2 protein-coding genes are annotated in these 1803 nt (G+C 66.4%); both read right to left on the bottom strand.

The annotated features are described in order from the left end of the window. The coding region (locus WBL05_RS10540) for an IS1634 family transposase (RefSeq protein WP_424225781.1) at nucleotides 1-992 on the bottom strand (992 nt) is incomplete at its 3' end. A gap of 113 nt (nucleotides 993-1105) precedes the next feature. Then, nucleotides 1106-1803, bottom strand: a 698-nt coding sequence (locus WBL05_RS10535) for an ATP-binding cassette domain-containing protein (protein ID WP_424225779.1), incomplete at its 5' end; no start/stop codon positions are given.

The raw sequence follows: 1803 nt of genomic DNA, 5'->3' as shown, positions 1-1803 counted from the left end.
TTGTCGGCGACCCGCCGTGCCTCCTTCTCCCGCACCTCCTCGTTGCGCCGCAGCACCAGCCGGCGCCCCTCGTGCTCCACCTCGGCCACCACCTCCTCGAACAGCCCCATCTGCATCACCCCCGCCGTCAGCAGTGCACGCACCTGCGGGTCCGTCAGCGCCGTGATGTACCGCAGCCCCGCCTCCGACAGCGCCTGCTTCCCACGGCTCTTGACCATCCCCCGATCCCCGACAAACACGACCTCGGAGATCCCGAAGCGCTGCCTGACCACCTCGATCTGGGAGGCTACCGTCAAAGGATCGGAGGTGTTGCCACGGAACACCCGCACCGCCAGTGGCTCACCATCCGGTGCCGTGAGCAGCCCAATCACCACCTGCTTCTTGCCCCGCTTGCCGTCACGGTTGTACCCGTACGCCCCCAGCTCGTTGCACTGCCCTTCGAAGTAGGAGGAGGTCACGTCGTACAGCACCAGCACCGGCGGCGCACCCACCCGCTTCACGTACGACGCGTACAACCTCGCCTCGATCCGCTCCTGCTGCTCGGCAATCCACGCCAACGCCTCGTACAGCTCGTCCTCGTCGAAGGGTGCCAGCCCCAGCACAGCCTCCACCGCGTGGTGGGCAGACCAGCGCACCGCGGACAGCCGAGAGCCGTGGTGCGCGACCCGGGCCAGCACCAAGAAGAGGGCGAGCTTGGCGATCCGGCTGCGACCCAGCGCACGCGGCAGACCGAGGCGCTCGGCGATGCGGGCCAGCACGAACAGCACCCCGAAGACGGCATCGACGACCTCACCACCGCCACAGGCCAGGTCGAAGTCGCCACGCAATGTGCGGCGTAGTGCCTCGATCCTCTCGGGCGGCCAGTGGGTGATGTTGGCGAGGGTACGGGACCGGACGTGGGCGCCCTCCCGGAAGCTCTCGCGCAGGAGGATGGCCGGGGGCGAGGAGCGGTTCGGTACGGTTGCGATGTACATGCCTTCAATATAGATCATAGAACAATAAAAAGCAAGTTAATAACTCAGTATTACATGCCTACATATTCGGCCCAGAAACGCGCCCATCCCCCACACCACCAACAACTTCAGCCTTCACTGCCCGGCGAAGATCAGTCGGGACGGGCGGTGAGGAGCTGCTGGTAGGCGTTGAGACGGGCCTTGCCCTTGGCATGGCGGGCCTTGGGCGCCATGTGGATCCACTCGAGCTCGCGCTGCAGCGTCTTCTGGCGCTCGCTCTCGGCTTTCTGCTCGACCCGCAGCCGCTCCTGCTTCTGCTCGAGCCAGCTCGAGTAGTTGCCCTTCCACGGGATCCCCTGGCCGCGGTCGAGCTCCAGGATCCACCCGGCGACGTTGTCGAGGAAGTAGCGGTCGTGGGTGACGGCGATGACGGTGCCCTCGTACTTCTGGAGGTGCTGCTCGAGCCACGCCACGGTCTCGGCGTCGAGGTGGTTGGTGGGCTCGTCGAGCAGGAGGATGTCGGGCTTTTTCAGCAGCAGCCGGCACAACGCGACACGGCGCAGCTCGCCGCCGGAGAGCACGGAGATGGAGGTATCGCCGGGCGGGCAGCGGAGGGCGTCCATGGCGAGCTCGAGGCGCGAGTCGAGGTCCCAGGCGTCGAGGGCATCGAGGCGCTCCTGCACCTCACCCTGGCGGGTGAGCAGCTTGTCCATCTCGTCGGCGTCGAGCGGGTCGGAGAATCGATTGGAGATCGCTTCGAACTCGGCGAGCAGGTCGACGACCTCCTGCACGCCCTCCTTGACCACGTCGAGCACGGTCTTGGATGGGTCGAGCTTCGGCTCCTGCTCGA

The organism is Brooklawnia sp. (assembly GCF_049651565.1).
In the GTDB taxonomy this organism is placed as follows: domain Bacteria; phylum Actinomycetota; class Actinomycetes; order Propionibacteriales; family Propionibacteriaceae; genus Brooklawnia.
Note: the sequence above shows the minus strand (reverse complement) of the source record. Positions and strands in the feature narration are given on the sequence as shown.